Source organism: Nocardiopsis sp. TNDT3, from assembly GCF_003427465.1.
GTDB lineage: Bacteria > Actinomycetota > Actinomycetes > Streptosporangiales > Streptosporangiaceae > Nocardiopsis > Nocardiopsis dassonvillei.
In genome coordinates this window covers 1-1233 of sequence record NZ_QPFC01001080.1, presented here as the reverse complement: position 1 = coordinate 1233, position 1233 = coordinate 1, and the positions used below count along the sequence as shown (strand labels likewise).

At 66.2% G+C, this 1233-nt stretch carries 1 protein-coding gene; it reads left to right on the top strand.

Going from position 1 to position 1233, the window contains the following annotated elements; genetic code table 11:
- Window positions 1-84 precede the first annotated feature (84 nt).
- A complete protein-coding gene (locus tag DQW06_RS24055; RefSeq protein ID WP_013155602.1) occupies window positions 85-1167 on the top strand; it encodes a ribonucleotide-diphosphate reductase subunit beta in 1083 nt (360 codons plus the stop codon).
- The last annotated feature ends 66 nt before the right edge of the window (window positions 1168-1233 follow it).

The following is a 1233-nucleotide window of genomic DNA, read 5'->3' as shown; positions in this document are numbered from 1 at the left end:
CGGGCCCCGGGCCGCGGAGGCGTCCGTCCCCTTCACCCAGCCACGACTCTTCCGGTACGTCCGGAGAACGGAAAAAACCCCAGCATGACCGCAGTTTCCGAGAACAGCGCGAGCGCCACCAGCGGCCTCGGTGAGATCGAGCGCGACGCCGAGCGCGTCAACGTCGACGACAAGGCGATGATCAACGCCCGCGCCGACGTCAACCAGCTGCTCCCCCTCAAGTACACGTGGGCGTGGGAGAAGTACCTCGCGGGCTGCAACAACCACTGGATGCCCACCGAGGTCGCCATGCAGGCCGACATCGCGCTGTGGAAGTCCAGGGACGGGCTGACCGAGGACGAGCGCCTCATGCTCAAGCGCAACCTCGGCTTCTTCGCCACCGCCGAGTCGCTGGTGGCCAACAACATCGTGCTGGCCGTGTACCGGCAGCTCACCAACCCCGAGTGCCGCCAGTACCTGCTGCGCCAGGCCTTCGAGGAGGCGGTGCACACCCACACCTTCCAGTACATCTGCGAGAGCCTCGGCCTGGACGAGGGCGAGCTCTTCAACATGTACCGCGAGGTCCCCTCGATCACCGCCAAGGACGCCTGGGCGCTCAAGTACACGCAGAACCTGGAGAACCCCGAGTTCCGCACGGGCACCCCGGAGGCCGACCAGGCCTTCCTGCGCGACCTCGTGGCCTTCTACGTGATCTTCGAGGGCATGTGGTTCTACACCGGCTTCGCGCAGATCCTGTCGCTGGGCCGCCGCAACAAGATGGTCGGCATCGCCGAGCAGTACCAGTACATCCTGCGCGACGAGTCGATCCACCTGAACTTCGGCATCGACGTGATCAACCAGATCAAGATCGAGAACCCGCACCTGTGGAGCGAGGAGTTCCAGGCCGAGGTCCGGCAGATGCTCACCGAGGCCTGCGAGCTGGAGGTGGCCTACGGTCGCGAGACCATGCCGCGCGGCGTGCTCGGCCTCAACGCGGAGCTGTGCGAGAAGTACATGCACTTCATCACCGACCGCCGCGCCGAGCAGATCGGCCTGGCGCCCATCTTCGGTGAGACGGAGAACCCGTTCCCGTGGATGAGCGAGATGATGGACCTCCAGAAGGAGAAGAACTTCTTCGAGACCCGCGTCATCGAGTACCAGACCGGCGGCGGCCTGGACTGGGACTAGTGGGGCCCTGGGTCCCCTGACCGGGACCGCAGGGGCCGGAGGGCTTCCTCCCCACCGGCGGGGGGG